Genomic DNA, 25,525 nt, shown 5'->3' on the forward strand with positions numbered 1-25,525 from the left:
TCGTTCTCTTATCTTTACTATGATAACACTTGTACCTCAACAAAGGCAGTCGAAGGCTGACATTTTACAAAGGGTTTTTAGGGAAAATTCTTTTTGCTCTTTACAATTATTAAAAATCATCGTAATAGCGATCTTATTCCATCTTCTCGTCACACTAATACACAAAAGAGCAGTTGCACATTGTTATTTTTTTGCAGAACTTAACATTGTATTAACTTTATTTTTCGTGGTAGGTAAAATGTTGAAAATAATTCGTTTTTATCTTCTCTGTAATCTGAAAATATATATCGATTGTTTGCTCCGGCAAAACAAAAGTGAAAATTATTTATCGGAAGGAATTCAGCATGAAAAACACGAAGAAATTTATTTCGGCAGCGACCGCCTTGGCTCTCACTTGCGGATTAGTTGCCTGCAGCTACAACAGGACCAACGTTTCCGTATCTGAAACTGAGGTAACGGCAAGCGAAAAAGCTCCGGCTGCAACAAGTCAAATCGAGCCGCAAGTTACGCAAACTGTCACTCCGAGTAAGCTTAAGCCCGAGGAAACCGGCAAAAAGCCGCTTTTGCGTCTGCCCGTTGCTCAAGCTCAAAGCAAAAGTGCTCCGGTTCAAACTGAACTTGTTCCTGTAAATAATGAGCAGGAAGCGGCGAATGAAGATCTGCCCGTTTCCGCCTCGAACGGCGCCTCGAACGCCGGCACGAATGCCGGTAACACAGCCGGCAGCGAAAATACCGCCGATGGCGCGCAAATGCCCCGCCCTGCAGACAAGCAGGAAGAGCCGGCAGGCGTACCGGATACTGATAACTCCGCCCCGCAAGACACACAGGACTCAGCTGATACTGCGAATGATCATGACCGCCAAAACCCGACAGGCAACAGCGAGCCTGAGGTCGACCCCAAGCAACATGACCCGGAAAGCACCCCCAATCCTGCCGATACTCCCGAGCAAGGCCCGGCAACTCCCGGCCACAAGCAAGCGGAAAACACACCGACAGATACGCCGAACGAACAGCAAACAGTAAAGCCGGAAGAACAAAAGAAGCAGGAAATCCAAGCTCTGGCCAAAGAAGCAAAAGCAGCCGACCTCAATTATCTCGCCGACTTTATCAGCAAATCTCAACACAGCTCTATCGCCGCCCTGAAGAACTTACTCGACTTGGCCAAGCAGGCGAAAAAAGCCCAAGGAACTGCTAAACCTCCCCAAAAGCCGAACGACTCTTCCAATCCTACCGGCACAGGTGCACAGCCCGGAACCCAAAAGCAAACTCCGGCAGTCATCCCGGAGCAGCCGCAACCAACCGAAGAGAACTTAGAAGAGCTCAAAGCTTTACTTACAGCCCACAAGGCCAAACTGGATGCCGCCGTTAAAGCCGATTTAACTCAAGGATTCAATGAATTCCTGCAATACGTCATCAGCGACAATTCTTTCAGCGCCCAACAGAAAAAGGATGCCGAAAGAGCCTTGAATGTTCTGCAGGGACGAGCCGATAAAGAAATCGTGCGCCAAAACATGCCGCCTGCCAAACCGTCCTGGTATGATGAGCGTGTCAAATTGGGTACTGAAGATCCGAATAAAGGCGATGATATGCGTAATCTGAAAGCTTCCGTATCTTATATGAAGACGTTGAATAATTATCGCCAATCCCGCAAATTAAACTCCTTGAACGTCAGTTTGACCAACGTCGCTACAGCCGTGATTAATTCTTTTTACTCGGATGAAAATATTGCCCATTCCAAATACTATAACGTTTATGAAAATCTGGCCTGGAATCCGAAAGTTCAAGTTGCTGCGGACTACAGCGGCGATCCTGCGGCGGTAAAGGAAGAGCAATTAAAAGATTTCTACGAGCAATGGATCAGCAACGAAAAGAAAGTTTATGATGCTGCCGTGGCTGCCGGAAAAACGAAAGAAGAAATGAATAAAGAAGCGGCACAAGATAACCAAAAACAAGTCGGTCACTACTTGAATTTCATCGAACCCTCTATTCATTCCATGGGTTTCACGCTGGCACATAACGCCAAAAATGCTTACGGCACAACAGGTGTCTGGAATGCCGGTTTTGCTGCAAGCGACATGACAGTTCAGGATTACGAAAATGCAATCAGTCGCTTTGCCATAGCCAAAATGACGGAAAATAAGCGGGCTTCTGCACAAAAAGAATACGATACTTATATTGCTACTTTGGCAAAAATTGAAAAAATCGAGCAAAAAGCGCAAAAGGTCGAAGGAAAACAGAAGACCCCCTCTTCGCCTGTTGTCAACCCGGCGACCGGCACTGAGAAAAGCAACTGAGTTTTGAAACTCTCCTCCAAAGCACAAGCCTGATAAGCAAAACTTATCAGGCTTTTTTTTTGTTAGATTTACGGTCTACTTATTGAAATACACTAAATTAAAGGTGGATAACTATCACGATAATCATTTCAGTACTTCTTCTGATTTGCAAGCGGCTTAATATTTATTTCTCATTTTGTTTGAAAATAAGAAATAAAAAAAAAAAAAAAAAAAAAAAAGCAACAAATAACGAAAGTTGAGCATAACATGAATTTATGCATCAATTATATCAATTGGCAAACGGTTGGATAATTGATCAACCAATAAGTGGGAGGAATCCGTAATGAAGAAAACAAAAAGAATCATTTCTGCGGCGACCGCCTTGGCCCTCGCTTGCGGATTAGTTGCTTGTAATAGTCACCATAAGGATGTTTCGGTTAATAAAAATCGTTCATCAGTGACAGCAACACAAGAAGAAAAATCAACCGCTGATGCACCAACAGCCTCTGACGCTGATAAAAATAGCGAAGCTGCAAATAAGAGCGAAAAGAAGACTGAAACTGCAAGTCCAAAAACTAATGCAGTAAAAAAGGTCAACCCTCAAACAGCTAAACCGGTTTTGTCTATGGGCACCGACAAATCTGTTAACGAAGAGCAATCAGAGCAAAGCTCTGCAGTGATTTCTGACAACGAACCGGAGGAAAATTCATCAGTAACACCGGATGACAATCCGACAGTAACACCGAATGACAACCCGACAGTAACACCGGATGACAACCCGACAGTAACACCCACCCCGGACAAAGAACTTAAACTTCCTCAAGAAGTTCTCGCTTTGATAAAAGAAGCGGAAGATGCAGGCTTACACTACACAGCTGAAATTATCCGCAATTCTAAACACAGTTCTACCGCCGCTTTAAGAAACTTGCTCGATGAAGCTGAGAAAGCGCAAAAAGAACAGATGGAGCAGGCTCGAGAAGCTTTGGCTAAAGAAGCTGAAGCTAACGGTTTAAGCGATTTTGCTAAGCAAATCCGCGATTCAAAAAATCAAAGTCTTGTTTTGTTGCGCAACTTATTGAATGCTAAACTGCAGGAGAATTTAGTAAAAGAAGCTGAAGCTGCCGGTTTGAGCTACACAGCAGAGCTTATCAATAAATCCAGTAAAAGTTCTATCGCCGCTTTAAGAAATCTCCTCGATGAAGCTAAGAAAGCGCAAAAAGAACAAAAAGAAAAATTGGAAGAAGCTGCCTTGGCACGGGAAGCTTTGGCTAAAGAAGCTGAAGCTAACGGTTTAAGCGATTTTGCTAAGCAAATCCGCGATTCAAAAAATCAAAGTCTTGTTTTGTTGCGCAACTTATTGAATGCTAAACTGCAAGAGAATTTAGTAAAAGAAGCTGAAGCTGCAGGTTTGAGCTACACTGCTAAGATTATCAACCGTTCTTCGCACAGCTCAATTACAGCATTACGGAACTTGCTCGATGAAGCTAAAAAATCCAAGAAAAATCAAGAAGTTCTCGCTTTGATAAAAGAAGCGGAAGATGCAGGCTTACACTACACAGCTGAAATTATCCGCAATTCTAAACACAGTTCTACCGCCGCTTTAAGAAACTTGCTCGATGAAGCTGAGAAAGCGCAAAAAGAACAGATGGAGCAGGCTCGAGAAGCTTTGGCTAAAGAAGCTGAAGCTAACGGTTTAAACGATTTTGCTAAGCAAATCCGTGATTCAAAAAATCAGAGTCTTGTTCTATTACGCAATTTATTGAATGCTAAACTGCAAGAGAATTTAGTAAAAGAAGCTGAAGCTGCAGGTTTAAGCTACACAGCAGAGCTTATCAATAAATCCAGTAAAAGTTCTATCGCCGCTTTAAGAAACCTCCTCGATGAAGCTAAGAAAGCGCAAAAAGAACAAAAAGAAAAATTGGAAGAAGCTGCCTTGGCACGGGAAGCTTTGGCTAAGGAAGCTGAAGCTAACGGTTTAAGCGATTTTGCTAAGCAAATCCGCGATTCAAAAAATCAAAGTCTTGTTTTGTTGCGCAACTTATTGAATGCTAAACTGCAAGAGAATTTAGTAAAAGAAGCTGAAGCTGCAGGTTTGAGCTACACTGCTAAGATTATCAACAAATCAAGTAACAGTTCAATCGAAGCTTTAAAGAACTTGCTCGATGAAGCTAAAAAATCCAAGAGAGCTCAGGAAATTCTCGCTTGGGCTAAAAAAGCGGAAGATGCCGGCTTGGACTACGTTGCTAAAATTATCCGTAATTCTAAAAACAGTTCAGATGCTGCTTTAAGAAATTTGATCGTTGAAGCTTTGGCAAAGCAAGCTGAGGAAGCCCAATTAGACTACACTGCTAAAATTATTCGCAATTCTCAAAACAGTTCAATCGAAGCTTTAAAGAATTTGCTCGATGAAGCTAAAAAAGCCAAGAGAGCTCAGGAAGTTCTCGCTTGGGCTAAAAAAGCGGAAGATGCCGGCTTGGACTACGTTGCTAAAATTATCCGTAATTCTAAAAACAGTTCAGATGCTGCTTTAAGAAATTTGATCGTTGAAGCTTTGGCAAAGCAAGCTGAGGAGGCCGGTCTGGATTACGTTGCTAAGATTATCCGTGATTCTAAGCACAGTTCTATCTCAGCCCTGAAATATTTGCTCGATCAGGCGAAAAAAGGTAAATCTCAACAAGCCACCGAGGAGCAGCGAAAAGAATTAATAAATGAGGCCAAAGAGTTCGGCATTAACGACGATTTTGTGGAACAAATTGTTAACGCCGAGGCAAAAAGCTTGCCTGCTTGGCGCGCAATTCTGAAGACAAAGATTCAAGAAAAGCTGGTAGACGAAGCTCAAAAGGCCGGCTTGAATGACGTTGCCCAAAAGATTGCAATGGCAATCGATAAGCCTGTTACAGAATTAAAGAAAATGTTGGATGATGCACTCAAACTGAAACAAGCTCAGGAAGCCGAGAAAGCTAAAAAAGCCAAGAGAGCTCAGGAAGTTCTCGCTTGGGCTAAAAAAGCGGAAGATGCCGGCTTGGACTACGTTGCTAAAATTATCCGTAATTCTAAAAACAGTTCAGATGCTGCTTTAAGAAATTTGATCGTTGAAGCTTTGGCAAAGCAAGCTGAGGATGCCGATCTGAAGTACGTTGCTAAGATTATCCGCAATTCTCAAACCAGTTCAATCGAAGCTTTAAAGAATTTGCTCGATGAAGCTAAAGAAGCGCAAATGAATGCAAAACGGGAAAATTTGGCTAAAGAAGCTGAGGATGCCGATCTGAAGTACGTTGCTAAGATTATCCGCAATTCTAAACACAGTTCTATCTCAGCCTTGAAATATTTGCTCGATCAGGCGAAGAAAGGTAAATCTCAACAAGCCTCTCAACAAGCCACCGAGGAGCAGCGAAAAGAATTAATAAATGAGGCCAAAGAGTTCGGCATTAACGACGATTTTGTGGAACAAATTGGTAAAGCCGAGGCAAAAAGCTTGCCTGCTTGGCACGCAATTCTGAAGACAAAGATTCAAGAAAAGCTGGTAGACGAAGCTCAAAAGGCCGGCTTGAATGACGTTGCCCAAAAGATTGCAATGGCAACGGATCAGCCTGTTACAAAATTGAAGAAAATGTTGGATGATGCACTCAAACTGAAACAAGTTCAACAACTTGCTAAGGAAGCTAAGGATAACGGTTTGAGCTACACGGCTAAAATTATCCGCAATTCTAAACACAGTTCACCCGAAGCTTTAAAGAATTTGCTCGATGAAGCTAAGAAAGAGCACCAAGCGCAAAGAGAACCGCTGGCTAAGGAAGCTGAGGCTGCCGGCTTGAACTACACGGCTAAAATTATCCGCAATTCTAAAACCAGTTCACTCGAAGCTTTGAGAAATCTGCTCGATCAGGCGAAAAAAAATAAAGCACAACAAGACGCACAACAAGCCACCGAGGAGCAGCGAAAAGAAGTAATAAATGAGGCCAAAGAGTTCGGTATTAACGGCGATTTTGTGGAACAAATTAATAAAGCCGAGGCAAAAAACTTGCCTGTTTTGCGCACAATTCTGAATACAAAGATTCGAGAAAAGCTGGTAACCGAAGCTCAAGATGCCGGCTTGATTGACGTTGCCCAAAAGATTTCAATGGCAATCGATAAGCCTGTTACAGAATTGAAGAAAATGTTGGATGATGCACTCAAACTGAAACAAGCTCAACAACTTGCAAAGTAGAAAAAGGCAGAAACCAGGGAGAAAAATTAACAGCTGAAATGCAAGAACAAAAGCAGGATATTATCAAAGTAGCAAAAAGTTACAATTTAAATAATTTAGCTGATAAAGTTTGCAAAGCGGATGCACAACAACTTCCGAGTTTACTTAACAAATTGAAAAGTAAAATCAGAGAGCAGTTGATAAAAACCGCTGAAGCAGAAGATTTGCCTCCTAATGTGGCCGAAATGATGGAAAATTCTCCTCTGCCGGTTACAACTTTGAATGCTATATTGCAGGAACAAATTGGAGAGCAAAAAGCGCAAAGAGCGAAAGAAGTTGCACGACTGCTACAAGAAGCTGAAGCTAATGCTTTGGAATCTGTTGTTAAAGTTATAAAAAGCTCGCCCAACGCTTCAATCACGACTTTAAAAACTCTTCTCGAGGTTGCCAAGGAAACTGCTGCCAAGGAAAATAAAGTCATATTTTTGACTGAAGAAGTTGCTAAAAACAAATCGGATATAGCAAGTAGAATAATTACGAAGGCCGCTCTGAATACTCCCTTTGCGATTATGAAAAATGTTTGGGATGCGTCTGTTGCAGCTAAAGAGGCTACAGAAAACAAAAAAGCTGAATTATCTAAACGTGCCGAGGAGTACGGATTCAAAGATTTAGTTGAGAATCTTAGTCAAGCGGGCAGCAAAAATATCGGCGTTTTGAATAATATTCTGGATTCCAGAATTAAAGTCAGGCTGGTAGACGAAGCTGAAAAGGCCGGTTTGCACGATTTAGCTGTAGAAATTGCCACGTCAACGCAAGCTGTTAATGCCTTAAAGAGCAAGCTTGATGAGCAAATTAAAGCTAAGAAAGCTGCAAATGCGGCCGATGAACAAAAGGAACAAAGCGAAAAAGAAATTACGGCGCCTGTAAAAAAGCCGGAATCAAAGGATAATACCACCGCTCCCGCTCCTTTTGTCAACCCGGCGACCGGCACTTAGAAAAGCAACTGAGTTTTGAAACTCTCCCCCAAAGCGCAAGCCTGATAAGCAAAACTTATCAGGCTTTTTTTGTCAGATTTACGGAGAAAACGGATTATGACTTATAGCCGCTTAACTCAATCAAAGCTTCGGCGATATCCTCGGCAGCTTTGGGGAACGCCAGTTTTTCAGCTTGCTTACCCATTTGCTCTACTTTTTGCGGATCGGCAGCCAGTTTTTGCCAAGTTGCTTCCAGGAAATCTGCCGTAAGTTCATTGTCCGGACACAAAAGCGCCGCCTGCGCCTCCACAAAAGCACGGGCATTATACGTTTGATGGTCATGAGCAGCATAAGGATAGGGTACGAAAATTGCCATTTTACCGGTAGCTGCTATTTCTGCCAGCGTTAAAGCTCCGGCTCGACAAACCAGCCAGTCACAGGCTGCATAATATTTTTCCATATCATAAATATAATTGCGACAATCAATCAGATCCCCGTATTCCTGCACTGCAGCAGTATACTGTTCACTACCTTTAGCTCCAAGCGCCAGAATAATGTGATAAGGCAGCGGTTTGCGGGCCGCACGATAGCGGCGGGCCAGTTCAAAGACCGCATCATTCAGGCGTTTGGCCCCCAGACTACCGCCGACGACCAAAATATATTTACCGTTTTGGTCCAAGCCCAATTCTTCTCTGGCTTGACAGCGATCCTGATGAAAGAAACGTTCCGGCACGGGATTGCCTGTAAGCTCAGTACGCTTGGCGGCACTGAAGGCAGCTGCCGTAGCAGGGAAGCTGTAACAAACTAAATCAATATTTTTGGCCAGAAATAAATTGCTTTTACCCGGGAAAGCATTCTGTTCATGTAAGGCCGCCTTAATATGAAGCGCCTTGGCCGCACTGATAAGCGGGGCTGAAACATAACCGCCGGTACCGAAGACCAGCAAAGGTTTCAGTGCTTTGATCAAACATCTTGCCTGCATGTGGCTGCGTGCCAACGTCCACACGGCGCGCATCAAAGCCGTCGGATTTTTATGGAACGGGCGAGCCGGCAAGGCAAAAAAAGGATAACCCGCTTTTTCTACCAGATGGCGTTCCAGTCCTTGCGGGCTGCCGACAAAAACAATTTGCAACGCGGGATAATTTTGCTTAATATATTCCGCCACGCTCAACGCCGGGTTAATATGTCCGCTTGTTCCGCCGCAAGTAAATAATAAAGTTGCCTTGCTGCTGTCCAATCGCTTTTGTAAATCTTTTAATTGTTGTCCGAAATTACTCATTTTCCAGCCTTTCCCTCTTTCATTGCGTCACTTATTCTGCTCCTGATTGCTGTCCTGCACCGGCTTAACTATTGCTGAAACCGCTGCTAAACACGAACGCCCTTATCTCGATATTTCTGCTTGATTTCCGCCTCCACCTGCATAATTTCCTGTCGTTTGGCAAGTGAAGGGCGAACGGCGAATTTTGAAATAGATAATATACAGCCGGCAGCAAAAAGGAAGAATACATTTGAAGTACCGCCGAAGCTGAAAAACGGCAGAGAAATACCTGTGGGCGGGATAACTCCGACATTAACAGCGATACTCAGTATGCCCTGAATCGTTAAAAGGAAAATATAGCCTAGACTTATCAAGCGTGGGAATATACCGACGGTTCTGGTGACAATCGAGCAGCCGATTAAGAAAAAGACGACAAACATGCCCAAAACGAAAACGCCGCCGATAAATCCCAGTTCTTCCACAATATTGGAAAAAATATAGTCGTTATGTCCCTCCGGTAAATAATTAAGTTTCTGTTTGCCCTGACCTAAACCTACACCGGTCAGGCCGCCGCCGGCAATGGCGATAAAAGCTTGCGTGCTGTGATAAGTATCAACATCACTTTTAACGGAAACTTTCGCCTCCTCATCCGCCTCCTTGTTTTGCACACGGAAAATTTCCAAGCGCTTGGTTAAATGGTCCCAGCGACGAGTAAAATTAGCCGGCAAAAACGGCCGAGCCAACAGGACCATTAATAAAAAGGCCAGCAAAGCGCAGGTCAACTCCGTCCCGCCGAACAGCCAGGAACGCCAAGGTAAGCGCATGGCCAGTAAGAGTACAAAAGTCAAAAGCAACATAATAAAAACTGCCGACATATGTGACTGCATAGAGATTAAGGCACACCAGGAAAGGACAATGGCGACAGGAATTACGACATCGACCAGGCCGTCGAACCAACGCTGCTTCCATGATCCGTTAAGCGTCAACCCGCCCTGCTCGCGAATTTTTTGTAAGCGGGAAAAATAAAAAGCTAAAACAAAGGGTACTCCTACTTTAGCTATTTCCGACGGTTGGAACGTCGTGTTGGACATAAACGGTATTTTCAGCCATCTTCTTTGGCCGTTATAGTACGTCCCGATGCCCGGGATTAAAACGAGAAACAGCAGGCCCAAGGTGCCGATATAATACAATTTCACCCAAATGGCGCGATTAAATGCCCGAATATCAATATTCGCCACGACAAACATTACAACTAAACCCAACATGGTCGCCATATATTGCCGTTTGATATAAAAGAAAGGATTGTTCTGACTGTACATGCCGACATTCATGCTGGCGCTGAAAATCATCACCATCCCGAAACAAAGCATGGCAATAATCATCAACAGGATTCCCAGATGCATATGTTTTTGCTGTAATAAAAGTTGGGTACCGTCAACGGTGGCATAGTCAATCGGCTTCGCTCCCGGTAATTTCCAGCTTTTGCGCGCACCGACGGGATTAGTCGTTTTACCGTCGGCCGGTGCAGCGCTCATAGCGGCCGGTGAATCTGTTGTCGGTTTGGAAGTTGTAGCGGCTTTTTTCCTCGAAGATTCGGCAAAATCGAACTTCAAAGCCTCACCGGGGCGGCGGGCTGAAGCACTCTCACGCTTAGGAAGCTGCTTTTTACCGCCGGCAACATAAACGTCATCCAAACCGTCTTTAAATTCCAACTCGTTATTATTCACTTTTTTCATAATTTACCTGCATGCCGATTCAAAGGCTGAAAAGCCAAATCCCCAGGAAACAGCCTACTGCCGTAACTGCGGAAAAAACTGCAACAATCTTAACTTCCGACCAATTACTTAATTCAAAGTGATGGTGAATCGGCGCCATTTTGAAGATTCGCTTACCGCCGGTTTTGCGGAAATAAATAAATTGAATAAGGTCGGATAAAATTTCTACCCAATAAATTACGCCCAGGAACAGGAAAGCGAGCATCCACCCGAATTGCAAAAGATACAGAGATACGACCGTTCCCAAGGCTAAACTGCCCAAGTCGCCCATAAACACCCGTGCCGGATGAAAATTGAAAACCAGAAAAGCGAGCAGACAGGCAATTAAAGTAACGGCTGAAAAAGCGAAATTATCCAGCTGAATAAAATCCCTGAGATTCGAAGCTTTCCCTATTTGCAAGTGCAGCATATATGTCAGAGCTGCCAGTACCACTATAGTTACCGAAGAGCAAAGGCCATCTACGCCGTCGGTAATATTGACGGCATTGGAACAACAATACAAATAGAAAACAACAAATAAAACAAAGAGAATTTTTAACGGCCAGGCGCTGAACGTTACCGTCCCGTAAAAAGGTAAAACGAAGAAACTTTGCGGATTTTGCTGGACAAAAACAAAATACAGCGCATAAAGCAGATAAATCACCAACAAATATTGACTTTTGCGTTTCGGGGTCAAGCCCTCCTTATCTTTGCGCACTTTCACATAATCGTCGTAGAATCCCAAGATTGCCGTCAACACGATACAGAGCAGAGCCGCTGCAAATTCGTAAGTTACGCCGCCTGCGATATTGTTGTGCCACCAGTGTAGAAGCGAAATGAAAACGAAGGGAATTAAAAAGATAAAACCGCCGAATGTCGGTGTCCCCTCCTTGACCAGATGCGAGTTGGGGCCTTCCAATCGTTCATGCTGACCTAAATGCCACGAGCGCAAATAAGGTAAAATAATGCAACCGATTAATAAGGCGGCAGCAAAAGCTATCAGAATCAATATTCCCTGACCTTGCAAAATAAACATAACAATTCTCCTTAATATTTCCCGTTTTGGACCCGATAATTCAGCTCATCCCAAACTTTTTCCACACTTTCGCCCAAAGCAAAACTGTGCGAACCTTTGAAAAATATCAGTTCGTCCCGCTGTAATTCCCGCAGCAAATCTTCATCCAAGTCTTCCCTTTGCCGATACGTCTTGCAGCGCGCCGCTTTGCGACCTTTATCTTCACAAGCTGTGAGATACGCCGCCTGCATATAGTAGGCTCCATGACCGACAAAATAAATTCGTTCCAGGTTATGCTCCGCCAGATAAGTTCCGACTTTGCAGTGTTCACTTTCGCTATATGCTCCCAGTTCATTAATTGAACCGCAGACAGCTACCATCTTGGGCAATCTGTATTGACGGCACAGCAGTTCCGCCGTATCAAGCACCGCTTTGAAAGAGCTGCTGGCAGCATTATAAGAATCATCTAATAAAACCGTATTGGCAATTTTCAAAATTCGTTCTCTGCCGTTGGCCCCTTTGTATTCGGCCAAATTACGGGCTGCCGGTTCAATCGGCAGATGCAAAGCGACGTTGCAGGCAATAGCCAAACAGGCGTTTTGGGCGTGATGTTGCGCCGGTGTAGCCAAAGTAACGCTTGTCGTTTGACTTATTTCCTGCTTATCACCTTGGAAATGAACAATATTGACTTTAAAAGTCTGCTGCAGCTGTCCGGCGGCATTTTCCGCTAAAGTTCTCTGACCGCCGATAACCCAAGTAACATCGGCCGGAAATTCAGCTGCCTTGGCCGGTACAAAATCGCTTTCCAAGCCGTACAAATAAAGATGCAGATGAGCGGCCAACTTATGAAATTCAGCATACTTGATAAGTAAGTCGTCGTTAAAAGGCAATAATAGGCTGCCGTCGGGACGCAGACCGTTAAGGATACTGGTTTTTTCACGTAATAGTATTTGGCGATTCTGGAAATGGTCGATATGCGAAAAGCCGATACCAGTAATTATCGCCACATCCGGTTGTACCAAAGCTGTTTCGCGCGCCATTTCGCCGATGCTGTCAATTCCCATTTCAACAATCGCATAAGCAGCTTCCTGTTCGTGGAGTCGTTCCAACGTTTGGCTGATGCCGACTTCATTATTAAGGTTGTACTCCGTCTCGACAATATTTCCCTGCCCTTTGAGGCTGCGGCTGATCATACAGCGGGAAGAAGTTTTACCGACAGAACCGGTCACGGCTATTACCGGTCGATGAAATTCACTGCGGCAAAATGCTGCAAATTTATAAAAGGCGGCCCAAGTATTAGGAACTTTAACAACTGAACAATGCTGATTATCAGCTGTCTGCTGCAGCTTTTCATCCAACTTGGAACTTTGATCGATGACTACCGCCACCGCGCCCCGCTTGATTGCCGGCAGCAGATAATCATGCCCGTCGAAGCGTTCCCCTTTCAAAGCAATAAATACCTGATTATGTAAATCTGTCCGGCTATCTGTCTTAATATTGGCAAAAGTTTGTGTCGCCTGTCCGCAAATTAATTGGGAATCAGGCCATATTTCGAGTAATTTTGCAATGGTCAATGTCTCCATATTTTACCTTTCAGTGCTTCTTTGTGCCTTTTACCGGCGGCTGTTGTCCGGCTGTTTTACCTGTTTTTTTCCCTGTTGCCGTACCTGCAGGCGGCGAAGCGTCGGACTTATTTTGAGTCGGTCTGACTTGTGCCTGCTTGAAATTCGAAACAACATCATCTACCTCCGGGTCATAAGGTTTTGCTGTAAAGCGCAAACGAACTACGGCCCATTTACGAATTTGATTGACAACGCCCGCTTCATTATAGCGACTTATATCCTGGGAAATAACCACACCCTTAGGGTCAACGCCGTCAATACAAATATTGATATGGGCAGCCTTCGCCAAAGCTTTGGCTTGGACGATATTCAAACCGGTAAAGTCCGGCACATCCGTATTACCCTGAATATTTAAGGACGAAAGCGGATGCTTGGCCGTACCGACGAAGACCTTGCCGTCATCTATCATTCTCGCGTCAGGCGCCGGCCACTGTTCGGTAATCGGCTCATCCAGAGGGTCGGTCCCAATCGGCCACACCAGCTCCAGGCCGCGAACTTCCGTAGCATCCATATAAGCATGTTGCAGTGTTAAGCCTTTATAATTCAAAACAATATGTTTACGCCAGGCATTACTATAATCGTAATCGGTAAATTCTGCTTTTTTATGCAACTCATTGTGCGTAATTAATGCCAATCTTCTGGCCGCAGTCTGCACTGCCCAGGTACCGTAGGAGTTATTGTCCAAAGGCTGCAAAGTCGCTATTAAAATAATGTATTCCGGATTAGAAGCCGAGCCGATAACCACGGTAGAAAAACAGGACAGATCATCTTTGCCGTCACCGTCGACATCGACAGTCGAAGTACCGGTTTTGCCGGCTAAATCCAAACCGGTAGAATAAATATACTGACCCGGATAGCCGTCATGGGTCGTACCGCGCATCAGCTCCACAACTTTACGGCTGATTTCCGGCGAGAAAACACGGCGGACGTTCTTGGGACGAATTTCTCTCTTAATATTACCGTTGGTATCGGTAATTTTGCTGACAATATGCGGTTCCATCATATTACCGCCGTTGGCCAGCGCAATGTAGGCGTTCATAATCTGCATCGGAGTCGCCGTCGCCTGTTCGCCGAAAGCTAAAGTTGCCAAATCCGCCATGTCCAACGAATTTAAGGCATGTTGTACGCCCACACCTTCTCCGGGCAAATCGACACCGGTTTTATCATAGAAGCCCAACTTAACCACATATTCAAAGAACGGATCCAGCCCGATTCTCTCCGCCAGTCTGGAAAAAGGCGGGTTGCAGGAATACCACAGAGCCTGAGAAATCAGTTCCGTCCCGTGATTGACGCCGAACATATTTTCCGACCAACATTTAATCGGATAAGCCGTCCAACCCTCAACCCACAAAGGGGAATCCGAGAAATAATCTTTTTCCAGATCCACAGCATTGCGCTGCAGGGCGATTGCCAACGTAAAAGGCTTAAAAATGGAGCCCGGTTCGTACGATTTCTGCACGCAGAAATTAGACCAGACTTCGCCGGTCAAATACGCCATATCCTGTTCGTTCTTGAAAGGATCGAATTCCCCGGTAATACTTCGCTCTATATCCGCTCTTTTTTTGATTTCTGTCGGATCCAACGTAGTTTCTGCCGTTGTCGGCAAAGTTTCGCCGCGAATTTTCGCCCAGGTCTCATCATATTCCCGTTTTTTCCGCGCCTTTTCTTCCCGCTTTTTCCGGTCCTCAATATCCTTAATCAAATATTTGATGCGTAAATCATTAAGACGAGGTTTCTCGTAAGGTTTGTTCAAATTAAAAGTCTGACTTTGGGCCATCGCCAATATTTCACCCGTATCAGGTTTGGCAATCAGGGCAAAAGCGCCAAGACGCGGTTCGGTTATATTTGTCAGCGCATCTATCTGCCGCTGAGCCTCTTCCTGAATATTTTTGTTAATTGTCAAATAAACATCATCGCTTTTTTGCGGATTGATATCCAGATTAAGCGAGTTATTCAACGGTTGGCGGTTAAAATTGTCCACTTCTTTGTAACTGACACCCTTTTGCCCGGACAATTCGGCATTATATTGACGTTCAATGCCCGTCACACCTTCAATCATATCGTCCTGCTTGGAGGTAAAGCCGATAACCTGCGATAAATATTCATTCTGCGGATAATAGCGGGTCATAACCGGGTCGACAACAATGCCGTAAATGTTCTCCTGCGTCAAATACTCCTGCAATTTATTTTTTACTTCCGCCGCTACATTACGTTTTAATTGAATATACGGCTTGTCCGTCTGCTTGATTATTTCCTGCATTTTGCTGTTGTCTATTTCCAGTATTTTACCAACCTGCTCGGCAATTTCGCTGCGTTTGGGCGCCCGGTCGATTAAATAGGAGCGCAAAGCGGAAGGGGAAATACCGATATTGTAGACATAAGTAGTTAATGCCAGCAAAGTGCCGTTACGATCATAAATATTGCCCCGCTCGGGATAAGAAACACTGCGTTGTAAGCGTTGATTCGCCGCCTTGCCGACATATTCTTTGTGCTTAATAACCGTTAAATCGAACATTTTGACAATACTGGCCAAAGACAATACAGCGACCAGGGCAAAAATTACCAAAACATAAGTGATGCTGTTTTTGCGACTTTTGTCCGTTTCGCTGCGATAAGTAGCATAGGCATTCTGATTGGCGGTATTGGCTTCGGTAAATTTTTTTATCGCGCCTTTATGTGCTTTCCAGTTCCACAAAGTCCGACTGTGCCGTTTGATTTCAGTTGCCGTCTTTGATGCTGCCTGCTTGGACAAATTTCGGGCGGCGGACGCCGGCATGCGCCAATGCAAATCCGTATTATAACCGGCAGGTGCGTATACCTGCGGCTCTTCCTGTCCCTTTTCGGATTTTTTTGAATTTGAAAAAGGCAATTTCATCAATGCGCTTCTCCTTGTTTCCTACTTTGTTTATTATTCGCTTCCGCCCGGCTCGTTCGCGGCTGCATTGGTCGCCCGGATTATCGCCCGGACTTTAAGATAAGCTTCGCCGAAGCACTGCACTTTACTTAGCAGCCGTCGTTTCAGTACTGCCTGTTTCTCCAGGAGCCGAGCTTGCTGCAGGCTCGCTTGCCGTTACGTCCGTTGTCGGCGCCGGCTTTTCTGTTTCGGCCGCAGGCGTAGCCGGGGTTCCGGACGTTGCTTTGGCTGCATTCTCTTTCACTTTACGCAAATACTCCGCATCGACCTGATTCGGTTGCCGTAACAAAACACCGTCAGCACTCTCGTCGGCATAGTTAATGTCACTTGTCCCGGCAGAATTCTGCGTCTGCGCTCCCCCTGCCTTTCCTCGGTGCAACTGTTCATAATAGTCCGCCAAATTTTTATATATCAGCTTATAGTCGACCGCCGAATTTTTCTTTTGCCAGTTCTCGGCATTAGCCGCCTGTAAATTTATCGCCAGTTGGTTTATTTGCGGCACGGGCACATAAATTATCTGCTCCTGTCCCGGCTTTTCCAAACCGATTTCATTCGCCTTTTCCGTTAAAGTTTTGGCATCGAACAACTTGGCCAATTGCTCTTTGCGGCTCTCATTCGCCAGCTTCAAATCCTTAATCTTTTTCGTCAACTCGGCGTTGGCATAGCGCTGCCGTACCAAATTCGTTTCACGCAACAGAACAAAGACAAAGCTCGCCATCACAATAGCAATAATAATCAAAGTAGCACGTACTACCCGATTACGCTTGCTCTTAAAACGTTGAAACAACAAACGATTAATACCGCGTTTAATTTTTTTATCGCTGTCGGCCTGTATTTTTTGCCGCTCATTGCTACCTAACATTATCTGCTCGTTCTCTTACCTTCACACTCATATTCATTTTATCTTAGTCTCTTTTGGCAAAAAAAGTAATACAAGCTAATTACATTTTTTCAAATATTCTCAATTTCGCCGAATGGGCCCGGAAATTAGCCTCGCATTCAGCGGCAGAAGCTGTAAGCGGTTTGGGGGTCAAAACTCTACCTGCAGGTTGGCGACCGCAACAGCAGGGCAAATCCGGCAAACAGGTGCACGGATGAGCAAAAGCATGGAACTGCCGTTTCACAATCCGATCTTCCAAAGAATGAAAACTGATAACCGCCAAACGACCTCCGGGCGCCAATAAATTAACGGCAGCCTGCAACATCTCCTGCAAAGCCGTCAATTCATCGTTAACATAAATGCGCAAAGCCTGAAAAGTTCTCCTGGCCGGATCCTGTTTTTCTTTCAAAGCCGCTTTCGGTACAGCCGAACGAACTATATCCGCCAAAGTTAAAGTATCCGTAATTGCCCGTTTTTCACGATAAGCGACAATTTTAGCGGCTATTCTGCGACTGTAACGCTCTTCTCCGTAAAGATGAATAATATCGGCCAATTGTTCGTAAGTCAGCGTAGCCAGAACTTCAGCGGCACTTTGACCGCGACTTTGATCCATCCGCATATCCAAAGGTCCGGCCAAACGATACGAAAAGCCGCGCTCCGGTAAATCTATTTGCGGCGAAGAAACACCGATATCGGCCAAAATAAACTGCGCCTGTAACGAAGGCTGCGTCGAAGCCCACTGCCCCAAAGCGGCAAAATCATTTTTTACCAGCGTCAATTCGACCCCGGCCGCCTCAGCTTGCGGATAAAGCAACTTACCTGCATAATCCAGGGCACTTTGATCTTTATCCATGCCGATTAAGCGGGAGCCTTGCGGCATTGCAGCCAAAATAGCCGAACTGTGGCCACCTAAGCCTAAAGTCAAATCAATTACCGTATTTAACGGCGTCGGTAAATTCTGCAGCACCTCCTGTAAAAGGACCGGGACATGCAACAGCCTGCCTTCAGCTTCGTTCACTCCGCTTTCTCCTCTACTTTAACTTGAAGATACTTTTTACCGTAAAGAACATAGACAAAGCAGTAAATTATCCCGGCTATCAGCATAATCAAGGACAATAACTGCGAAACTCGCAAATTGCTCGTGCCGATATACAACGCGTCCGTCCGCAAACCTTCCACTACAAAACGCAAAGCGCCGTAAAGCATCAGATAACCCGAAATTATTAAACCGGCGTCAAAGCCCAGCCATTTATGATGCGCCTTCAACAGCAGATTCTGTCCGACAAGCAAAGCGGCGAAAATCAGCAAATTACCTAAAAATTCATAGAAAAAAGTCGGATGTACCGGAAGGTCGGGGTTAAGATTCGGCAAATTCAAATACTCCAGATACGACCTTGTACCTTCAGAAATCATGCCCCAAGGTAAATTCGTATTGCAGCCGAATGCCTCCTGATTGAAGAAATTGGCAAAGCGTCCCACACCCTGACCGAGAGCTAAATAAGGAGCCATATAGCCCATCAGCTTCAAAACATTCTGCTTTTTATACAAACTGACACAATACAAGCTGATACAGCCGCCGATCACGCCGCCGTAAAACGCCATACCGCCGCTTCTGATATCCGGAATTGCCCATAAATTGGAGCTGAAATCACGCCAGCTGAAAGCCACATAATAAATTCTGGCGCCTACAAGACTGCAGGGAATTAAAAACAGGAAGTAATCGAGCAGATCCTCCTGCTTCCAGGCAAATTTCTTACTCCGATTAAAAGCAAGCGTCATCGCCAGGGCCAAGGCCAAAGCGGCAACTACTCCATACCACTTAATGGAAAACCCGAAAATATTCACAAATTCACGGCTTATAGGTAAATCATGGATACCTAAACCCGGAAAACTGACATTATAATCCATATATTCCTCTTTCTTACAACTTGTATACCGTCTCGGCAGCCTCTGCCGGTTCTTCCGGCTTTTCCGACTTCTCCGTCGACAACGGACTGACTATGTGTAAAGATTGCAGACTTTCGTTCAGAACAAACTCCGCTTTTTCCCACAAACTCTGCACGTCCAGTTGATTATAAATAGATAACTCATCAAACAGATCCAAATTGCGCAGCAGCAACTCCGCCATCTTATAGCCGCTGGAACTGATGCTGTCCAACGACAACAGAAACGCTCCCGTTTCCGCCTTCACTTTCAGGGCAAAATCAGCTCCGCCCAAATCCCGATTTCTGACTGCCTGTTGCAGAGCCTGATAAATTGCCGTTGCCGCTTTGTGCGGATCTTCCGAATAGCTGGCACACATCCAATAGGCGTAGTCGCTGCCGACTTTGAACTCGTGATAAAAGCTCTCATCAATCAAGCCTTCAGCGAACAATTCATTATAAACCCGGGAACTCTCGCCGATCAGCAGATCAAACAACAGGCTCAAACCGATTTCATAGCCTACAAGTTCTCGTCCCTGCATACTGAATTTGGAGTTGACATCCGGATCTTTAATGCCGAAACAGAAATACGGCCGGGCGATTTGCATACTTGAGCTGCTGACGGTTTTGCCGGCGGCAGAAGGCTCACTGACTTTGGTCGTCAAAACTTTAGGCAACTTCTCATCCTGCATATGCGGCTCAAGAATCGCAAAAATTTTGGCAATAACTTCTTCTTCGTTCACATCGCCGACAATTGAAATCTTCATATTACTCGGGCGATAAAAACTGCTGTGCAGTTTTTGCAAATGTTCCGGCAAAATCGCCGCCAGAGATTCGCGCGTTCCCACAATATCATTACGCACCGGATGATTGACATACAAAGAGCAAAGCAGTTTTTCGGCGGCAAAACCGGCAACATCGTCCTGATACATTTCCAATTCCGACAAAATAATTCGCCGTTCTTTGTCGACTCTCTCCGCCGTCAAATCAGGGCTCAGCAAGGACTCCAGAAAGAGCTGCAAACCTTCATAAAGGTGGTCGACGCATGAGAAAAAATAAAGTGTATGGTCATTGGTCGTATAAGCATTGGCATTGATACCGTAACCGGCCATCACATCGTCAAAATTAAAATCATGGCCGTGCTTGAACACGCAATGTTCCATAAAATGCGCCGTTCCGGCAGGCACACATACAGGCTTACCGGCTTTAGCATAGAAGTTAAGATGATCTGCTCCGACAGGCAGCGCAATGGAAACAAATTTACGATTAAATCCGGGTTTCGGTACAAAACTGATTGTTAAACCGGAATAATGTTCATAAACATGCTGACTGGTATGCGTAAAATTTTCCACTCTTTCACGCTTAATCATTTTTCGCTCATTATTCATTACCCTGTTTCTCCTCGTTCTTGCGACTTTCAATCAAATGATAAAAACCGCGATAGGTCATTTCCCGCGCTACCTGAATAACCTGCTCTTTCGTTATCGCCTGTAAGCTGTCCAAAAGTAACGTTTTGTCCGTAATTAAATTGCGCAACTGCTGATTCATATAATACGACATCAGTCCGAATAACGAGTCTGTCGTGTTAAGTATTTCATTGCGCAAAAGTAATTTCGTATTGTTGAATAATTCATCACTCAATTCCCCGGCCTGCAACATCTGAATAATCTTCATAGTTTCGACTTTCGCCAATTCCACCTTATCTTCGTTCAAGGCCAGAATAAGCACCAGACAATCCATAAAATTCAGCAAGTCATAATTTATTCCGTAAACCAGACCCAATTCTTCCCGGATTTTCTTAAACAGCAAAGACTGCACATCGCCGACCAGCAAACTCAGCAACAGCTGTAAAACCAGGCTGTCATTGGAAGAATAGCGGGGTAAATTGCCGAAGAACAGCAAATAGCGGCTGCGGACAAAACTGCAATATTCCGTCTGCTGCAACAATTTCTGCAAGCGGAAAGGCCGTGGCTGCACGTTGGCCGTCATATGATAGCGGACGGTGGAAGACGGGAAATCATCCAGATGTTTTTTCAATCCGTACAAAGTCTTCTGACCGATATTACCGCCGGTAAAAAGCATTATCTGCGCCCGCTGCAACAAATCCTGCCAAAAAGCGCTTAATTCCTCCAAAGTCAAAGCCTGCAGACAAGCTATTGCGCCGTGCGGATCGGCGGCATAATCAGTTCCGGCGTATAATTCTTCCAAGGCTTTCTTCAAAGCATAACTGTCCCGGTCATCAATTTTAGCCTCCAAATCCGACAAAAGATTTTTCTTTTCCTGCTCGAAAACCCGCCGATTCAACAACTGCGGTTCTTCTTCATCCATTAACGGATGAAAAATACTGTCAAAAAGTAAATCCGTGCCTTCTCTGAAAGTACTTGTGCCGTCGGGCGCTCGGAAAATAGATTGTAAATCCAACTGCAAAATTTCCACATTACCCAAAGCGCAAGTATCAGCTCCGATTTCCACGCCGTACAATTCATCCAGGCGTTTCAGATACTCCTGATGCGTCGGATAAGCGGCACTGCAGGAAGTTAAAATGTTGCCCAATAAAGTCATGCAGGTAGCATTACGTTCAGTCAAAGGCAGGGCCAGCAGCAAGCTGAGATTGCCGGAAATAAAGCGTTTGCTCGGCAAATGATAAAACGGTGTATCCTTGCTGTCATAGTAGCGATAAAATTGTTCCAAGCTGTCGTGATAATTGCGCGTCTGCTGCACATCTTCCTGAATTGCCGCCGTCAACACCAAAAAAGACGGATAACATTTTTCCACCCGTTGGAAATTCAAAAATTCAATTGTAATATCTTTATTATACAAATTCATTCGGACATCCAACAACGAAGTTTCCACCGTCGGTTCGTCCGTCGCATTGCTGACTGTCGGTCTGACGCCGAAATTGGATATGGCATTATAAGCGACATTATTAACTGTCGCTCTGGTAGCATAAACACCGTGGGGTAATTTAATTTGTTCCTCATTCCAGGCAGTATTCGCCGTAGGGAAATTAAAATAGCGGGCCAGGCCGCGGCCGTTTTTCACATGCCCGGCAACTTTGAAATTATGCCCCATCAACATGTTGGCCAGCTGAATTTCGCCCGCCTGCAATAATTTTCTAATCCAGGTAGTAGAAATAACTTCGCCGTTATAGCGCATCAAAGGAACTGTTTCCAGCACAATACCGTGTTGACGGCACAGCGCCGCAAGCTCCTCAACACCGGCCGACTGGCCCTGCGCGAAGCGGAAATTCTCGCCGACAAATAAATATTGAGTATGCAATTGAGCAACCAAGATTTTTTCAACAAATTCCGCCGCACTCAGGTTGGCAAAATCCGGATTGAATTCCTGTTCAATATATTCTTCCACACCCAAGCGCGCCAATTCCTGCCGTTTGTCCTGTTCGCTCATCACTTTGCCCTGCTGTTTCAACTTGGGCAATTTATCGAAGCTGTAACAGGTAGCAATCATAGAATGTAAATTAGCTGTATAAACCAGACGATTGATAATTTCCTGATGTCCCCGATGAACGGAATCGAACATGCCGATAGTCACAACCCGCTTAGCAGCGGCTGCCTTACCATCGGGCACAGGCATAGAGAAATTTTCGACGTTACTGACTGCCCGACCGACAGCCTCCTGCAGATCCGGACGGGAATTTCGTGGTAAACAGGCGGTAATCTCAGCGGAATTGCTTTGAATCAAATCTTCTTTATCACAGGCAGCCTTCTGCCCGTCAGCATTCACTTCGCCCAAAGCGGTTAAGCGGATTTCGCCTTCGTGCTCGATTTCCTGGAATATTTCTTCATACTGCCGCAGCATCTTACTGACCAGTTCCTCGGAACTTTGAGTAATTTTGGCACATTCCTCCACCAAATTAATTGCCCCCGTCTCATAGCGCAATTTATATATCTTCATGACTAAGCAACATCCTTTCAGCTTTGAGAACATACACAGGTTCAGCCTGAGCGGCAGTCGCAGAATCCTGCACTGCAAGACGCAACATCCCGACAACTTCGTCATCTTTGAGCGCCACAAGCAAACCGCCTTGTTTAATTATACTAGAAAGATTGGCGTTCGTTATTTTTTTCTGCAAATATTCAGTAGAAAATTCCGGCCTTTCAGCTGCATTTTTCGGATAAAATGTCAATAAACGGCCGCAAACGAAGGCGCGCAAACTTTCAGCGTCACAATTGAATATCGGATAAGCCGCTAACAAGCGGCGCAAACTTAAAGGTTCCGCTTGGCCCGCTGCCGCCAACTCCTGCCACTTCAGCTCGGAATTGGCTTGTTCCAGCTGCATTTCCCCGATGCGAGTCCTTAACAGGCGCAACGTACAGGCACCTGTCTGCAGACGGCGACCCAATTCATGCACAAGTGCCCGAATAAAAGCCCCCTTACTGACTGTAAACTCGATATCAAGATAAACATCGCACGGTACCTTGCTCCAAGCGGCAATTTCTGCCGGTGCCAAATATTCCGGCAAATATTTATCCGCCAGTTTCGCCTGCGCCGCTGGAAAAAGGCCGTCCCTCATCCAAGCTTGCTGTTGCTGCAACAACGCCTTTCGCCGATTATATAAACTTTCGGCCTCCGCATACGGTAAATCCCTTAACTCCGCCGCACTGATATAGCTTTGCCAGCCGTTAAGTTGAACCTTCTCCACCGTAATCGTCTTATATTGTTTTTCTAAATCTATTTGCCGACGAGCATACTCATACATCTTTTTGCCCTTAACTTTTTTCGCCGAATAAAGCGGAATTTCCTGGCGATTAACCCCGACAAAGTCCTGCAAAGCCTGCACAACTTTCTCCGCCCTGCCATGAAAAAGTTCATAAAACTTATCGAAACTCACCCCGGAAGCTGCACTTAAACGGCCGTTAACATCCAAGCTTTCGCTGCTCAAACCCAACGCTGCAAGGGCCCGATAAGTTTTCGTCCCGTTTTCCACATAAGGAATCATCCTTGTCGCCCGGTTCAGGAAAATCGGCAACAAGCCCTCGGCAAAAGGGTCCAAGGTCCCTAAATGTCCCGCCTTATCCGCCTGTAACAAGCGCTGCATCTGCGCAACGCAGGCAAAAGACGAAGGCCCGATACTTTTGTAGACAAGATACACACCCTGTTTGTTCCGTGTCATTGCTCTCCACTCTCATCCGTTCGCTCCAATTGTTCCCGACAAGCTTGCAGGAAAAGCGGTTCAGCTGCTTCCGGCGTACTGTTATAAATAGTAAAACCGCTGGCTCTTTTATGCCCGCCGCCGCCCAATTGCAGCGCAATTTTCTGTGCATCCGCCGTTAAAGAAGTACGAATCGAACCGATAACATTACCTTTAGGTGTCTGCCGTAACAAAACGGCAATTTCAACACCTTCCACTTCCCGCAACTTGGAGCTGATTCCGTCTATATCCTGGTCAGTCGCCTGCACGGCCTGAATTTGTGCCGCACTCAGTTTAGCAACCAGACAGCGATTGGCGAAAAAATACTTCGTTTGCGTAAAAGCCAAAGCTTCAATTTGCAGTTGCCGCCTGGAGCAAAGATGATAATGCAGACGATTAATCAGTTCCTGATCGGCGCCGCGATTTTTTAAGATTGCCATGATTAAATAGACTTGGGCACTCATGGCTTCATAACTTAACTGCCCGCTGTCGGTGACTATTCCGGTCATCAGACATTCAGCTGTATTTTTGTCAATCAAGTGACAATTCTCCGCCGCCTCCAACGCCAGCAGTAATTCACTTACCTGAACGCAACAAGCCACAATATCCGGCGCAATATCGTAAGCGGCTGATGCCGTAAATTGCGAAATATGATGATCAATAATTATTCTTCTCGCCGGTAAACAGGCATTGAACAAAATTTCCCGTGCACCTAAACGCGTAGACGGGGCGGAATTGTCAACTAAACAGACATAAGCCTTTTCCCGTATAATTCGCTCCCGCCAACACTCCGCTTCCTCCGCCGTTGCGCACACAGCATAATCACGGCAATCCAAATAATCATAAAGTCCGGACAAAGGTTCAGCAAAAACAGCCTGAGCGGCAAAGCCCTCCTGACACAAAGCCCGCTGCAAAGCCATAGCAGACCCGATCGCATCACCATCCGCCCGATGATGCGGCAAAATATAAAAATGCACCTTCTCGCCCTTAGCAGCCGCCTCCGCCTTAATTTTCAATAAATGTTCCGCCAAAAGCAAAGTTTGGCGGCGCCAATGCCACTGCAGTTGCGGTTCTTTCAACTCCATACGATTCTCCCGTAAATATAAATCTTCTGCAAAAAAGGACAACTATCCTCCGACAATTGCCCTTTAATTAATCAATTGATTTATTTGACCTCTTCGGTCGGTTCAGTCGGTTCAGTCGCAGACGTTACCGGCGAATCAGCCTGCTGCGCCTTAATCTCAGCCAATTTGGCATCGATCTGCATACCGTACTCCAAAGACGTATCCAAATAAAAGCGTAAATCCGGCGCCTGGCGCAAAGTAATCTGCTGCATAATTTCATGCCGCATAAAACCCTTCAGCTTTTCCAGGCGTTGTAAAGTCGCCTTTTTCACAGCCTCGGAACCGGGAATACTCATATAGCAACGAGCATAAGTCAAATCACGATTCATCTCAACCGCCGCACAATTAGTCAAAAGCGGTAAATTCCTCAACGTGCCGTCCGTGCACATCTTTGCCAAAATACGACAAATCTCATCTCCGACCCTTTTCTGTCTAATTATATTTGCCAAGA

General features: G+C 45.3%; 16 protein-coding genes. 3 read left to right on the plus strand and 13 right to left on the minus strand.

Features of this window, described 5'->3' with window-relative positions; all coding sequences use genetic code 11:
- The first annotated feature begins 344 nt into the window (after positions 1 to 344).
- The 3 genes from PYS60_RS06405 to PYS60_RS06415 all read left to right on the plus strand — a co-directional run bounded on the left by PYS60_RS06405 (position 345) and on the right by PYS60_RS06415 (position 7,454).
- Positions 345 to 2,294 carry a CAP domain-containing protein gene (locus tag PYS60_RS06405; protein WP_315568590.1) on the plus strand — a complete coding sequence of 650 codons (1,950 nt, stop codon included), beginning with the start codon at positions 345 to 347 and terminating at the stop codon, positions 2,292 to 2,294.
- Between the two features lie 322 nt (positions 2,295 to 2,616).
- On the plus strand, positions 2,617 to 6,480 hold the full coding sequence (locus PYS60_RS06410) for a hypothetical protein (RefSeq protein WP_315568591.1): 3,864 nt from the start codon (positions 2,617 to 2,619) through the stop codon (positions 6,478 to 6,480).
- A 38-nt stretch (positions 6,481 to 6,518) separates the two neighbouring features.
- The gene (locus tag PYS60_RS06415) at positions 6,519 to 7,454 is read left to right on the plus strand and encodes a hypothetical protein (RefSeq protein WP_315568592.1); all 936 of its coding nucleotides are present in this window, start codon (positions 6,519 to 6,521) and stop codon (positions 7,452 to 7,454) included.
- Positions 7,455 to 7,548: 94 nt separating this feature from the next.
- Here PYS60_RS06415 and murG read toward each other — a convergent pair whose 3' ends face one another.
- From murG to rbfA, 13 genes are all read right to left on the minus strand, one after another.
- Complete coding sequence (gene murG, locus PYS60_RS06420; protein WP_315568594.1) at positions 7,549 to 8,712, minus strand: undecaprenyldiphospho-muramoylpentapeptide beta-N-acetylglucosaminyltransferase; 1,164 nt, start codon at positions 8,710 to 8,712, stop codon at positions 7,549 to 7,551.
- 86 nt (positions 8,713 to 8,798) lie between these two features.
- Entirely contained in the window at positions 8,799 to 10,427 is a 1,629-nt protein-coding gene (locus tag PYS60_RS06425) for an FtsW/RodA/SpoVE family cell cycle protein (protein WP_315568595.1), read from the minus strand.
- A gap of 19 nt (positions 10,428 to 10,446) precedes the next feature.
- Positions 10,447 to 11,481 carry a phospho-N-acetylmuramoyl-pentapeptide-transferase gene (mraY, locus tag PYS60_RS06430; protein WP_315568597.1) on the minus strand — a complete coding sequence of 345 codons (1,035 nt, stop codon included), beginning with the start codon at positions 11,479 to 11,481 and terminating at the stop codon, positions 10,447 to 10,449.
- Positions 11,482 to 11,492: 11 nt separating this feature from the next.
- Complete coding sequence (locus PYS60_RS06435) at positions 11,493 to 13,043, minus strand: UDP-N-acetylmuramoyl-tripeptide--D-alanyl-D-alanine ligase (RefSeq protein WP_315568599.1); 1,551 nt, start codon at positions 13,041 to 13,043, stop codon at positions 11,493 to 11,495.
- A 10-nt stretch (positions 13,044 to 13,053) separates the two neighbouring features.
- The gene (locus PYS60_RS06440) at positions 13,054 to 15,957 is read right to left on the minus strand and encodes a penicillin-binding transpeptidase domain-containing protein (RefSeq protein WP_315568601.1); all 2,904 of its coding nucleotides are present in this window, start codon (positions 15,955 to 15,957) and stop codon (positions 13,054 to 13,056) included.
- A gap of 124 nt (positions 15,958 to 16,081) precedes the next feature.
- Complete coding sequence (locus PYS60_RS06445; RefSeq protein WP_315568602.1) at positions 16,082 to 16,858, minus strand: hypothetical protein; 777 nt, start codon at positions 16,856 to 16,858, stop codon at positions 16,082 to 16,084.
- 79 nt (positions 16,859 to 16,937) lie between these two features.
- Complete coding sequence (gene rsmH, locus PYS60_RS06450) at positions 16,938 to 17,894, minus strand: 16S rRNA (cytosine(1402)-N(4))-methyltransferase RsmH (RefSeq protein ID WP_315568603.1); 957 nt, start codon at positions 17,892 to 17,894, stop codon at positions 16,938 to 16,940.
- Positions 17,891 to 18,784, minus strand: a complete 894-nt coding sequence (lgt, locus tag PYS60_RS06455; protein ID WP_315568605.1) for a prolipoprotein diacylglyceryl transferase — start codon at positions 18,782 to 18,784, stop codon at positions 17,891 to 17,893. The genes rsmH and lgt overlap by 4 nt, the downstream gene beginning before the upstream one ends.
- Positions 18,785 to 18,797: 13 nt before the next feature.
- A complete protein-coding gene (yfmH, locus tag PYS60_RS06460) occupies positions 18,798 to 20,186 on the minus strand; it encodes an EF-P 5-aminopentanol modification-associated protein YfmH (protein WP_315569666.1) in 1,389 nt (462 codons plus the stop codon).
- Positions 20,179 to 22,713, minus strand: a complete 2,535-nt coding sequence (gene ribF, locus PYS60_RS06465; RefSeq protein WP_315569668.1) for a riboflavin biosynthesis protein RibF — start codon at positions 22,711 to 22,713, stop codon at positions 20,179 to 20,181. The genes yfmH and ribF overlap by 8 nt, the downstream gene beginning before the upstream one ends.
- Positions 22,700 to 23,932 carry a pseudouridine synthase family protein gene (locus PYS60_RS06470; RefSeq protein WP_315569669.1) on the minus strand — a complete coding sequence of 411 codons (1,233 nt, stop codon included), beginning with the start codon at positions 23,930 to 23,932 and terminating at the stop codon, positions 22,700 to 22,702. Before PYS60_RS06470 ends, ribF begins: the two co-directional genes overlap by 14 nt.
- Positions 23,929 to 25,035 carry a DHH family phosphoesterase gene (locus tag PYS60_RS06475; protein ID WP_315569671.1) on the minus strand — a complete coding sequence of 369 codons (1,107 nt, stop codon included), beginning with the start codon at positions 25,033 to 25,035 and terminating at the stop codon, positions 23,929 to 23,931. The genes PYS60_RS06470 and PYS60_RS06475 overlap by 4 nt, the downstream gene beginning before the upstream one ends.
- An 80-nt stretch (positions 25,036 to 25,115) precedes the next feature.
- The gene (gene rbfA, locus PYS60_RS06480; RefSeq protein WP_315569673.1) at positions 25,116 to 25,523 is read right to left on the minus strand and encodes a 30S ribosome-binding factor RbfA; all 408 of its coding nucleotides are present in this window, start codon (positions 25,521 to 25,523) and stop codon (positions 25,116 to 25,118) included.
- Positions 25,524 to 25,525: the final 2 nt, after the last annotated feature.

The sequence above is a fragment of the Amygdalobacter indicium genome (assembly GCF_029101545.1).
Lineage (GTDB): Bacteria > Bacillota > Clostridia > Saccharofermentanales > Fastidiosipilaceae > Amygdalobacter > Amygdalobacter indicium.